Source organism: Azospirillum griseum (genome assembly GCF_003966125.1).
Taxonomy (GTDB): domain Bacteria; phylum Pseudomonadota; class Alphaproteobacteria; order Azospirillales; family Azospirillaceae; genus Azospirillum; species Azospirillum griseum.
This window is the reverse complement of sequence record NZ_RXMA01000096.1, coordinates 1-1,359: the sequence shown is the minus strand read 5'-3', so window position 1 is coordinate 1,359 and position 1,359 is coordinate 1. Positions and strand designations below refer to the sequence as shown.

Annotated in this window: 1 protein-coding gene; it reads left to right on the top strand. The window is 69.4% G+C overall.

Annotated features, from left to right (window positions below; translation table 11 throughout):
• A partial coding sequence (gene tnpC / locus EJ903_RS26290) for an IS66 family transposase (RefSeq protein ID WP_126620811.1) occupies positions 1-1,334 on the top strand: 1,334 nt, incomplete at its 5' end.
• Positions 1,335-1,359: the final 25 nt, after the last annotated feature.

The window sequence follows — 1,359 nt, the reverse complement described above, 5'->3', positions numbered from 1 at the left end:
CCGCGGTGGCGGCCTTCACCCGCAAACGGCCATCACGCCAACCCTTTCCCGGCCACCTGCCGCGCGAGCGCGTCGTTGTGCCGGCCCCGGCGAGCTGCGCGTGCTGCGGTTCGGACAAGCTGTGCAAGCTGGGCGAAACGATCACCGAGACGCTGGAGGTGATCCCGCGCCAATGGAAGGTGATCCAGACGGTGCGGGAGCGGTTCTCCTGCCGGGCCTGCGAGACGATCAGCCAACCGCCGGCACCGTTCCACACCACCCTGCGAGGCTGGGTCGGCCCCAACCTGCTGGCCAACCTGCTGTTCGAGAAGTTCGGCCAGCATCAGCCGCTGAACCGGCAGGCCGAACGCTTCGCGCGGGAGGGTGTGCCGCTCAGCTTGTCCACCCTGGCCGACCAGGTGGGCACCGCCGCGGCGGTGCTGAAGCCGCTGCACGACCTGATCGCCGCGCATGTGCTGGCAGCCGAGCGGCTGCATGGGGACGACACGCCGGTGCCGGTGCTGGCCAAGGGCAAGACCGACACCGGGCGGCTGTGGGTGTATGTGCGCGATGACCGGCCATTCGCCGGCCAAGCCCCACCGGCAGCGCTGTTCCACTATTCTCGCGACCGCAGGGGCGAGCATCCCGAACGGCATCTGGCCGGCTTCACGGGCTGGCTGCAGGCCGATGCGTTCGCCGGCTACAACCGGTTGTACGAACCCGACCGTCGGCCGGGGCCAATCCGCGACGTGCTGTGCTGGGCGCATGCCCGGCGTGGCTTCTTCAAGCTGGCCGACATCGCCGCGAACACCAGACGCGGCAAGGAAGCTCCGCCGATCTCACCGCTGGCGCTGGAAGCCGTGAAGCGCATCGACGCCCTCTTCGATCTCGAGCGCGCGTTGAACGGCAAGCCGACGGCCGAGCGGCTGGCAGCCCGCCAGGAGCACGGCGTCGCCCTGGTAGCCGCGCTGGAGGGCTGGATGCGGACGGAGCGCGCCCGGCTCTCCCGCCATGCCCCCGTGGCCAAGGCGATGGACTACATGCTGACCCGCTGGGACAGCTTCACCCGCTTCCTCGGCGACGGCCGGCTGTGCCTGACCAACAATGCCGCCGAACGCGGCCTGCGCGGGATTGCCCTCGGGAGGAAAGCGTGGCTGTTCTGCGGCTCCGATCGCGGCGGGCAGCGGGCGGCGATCATGTACGGCCTGATCACCACGGCCAAGCTCAACGACATCGATCCCCAGGCGTGGCTCGCCGACGTGCTGGCACGCATCAACGACATGCCCCAAACCCGCCTGCGCGAACTCCTGCCATGGGAGTGGAAGGCAATCCGCGAACAGCAAAAAGCTGCCTGACCGCGGCACTCAGCGGATGCTTACG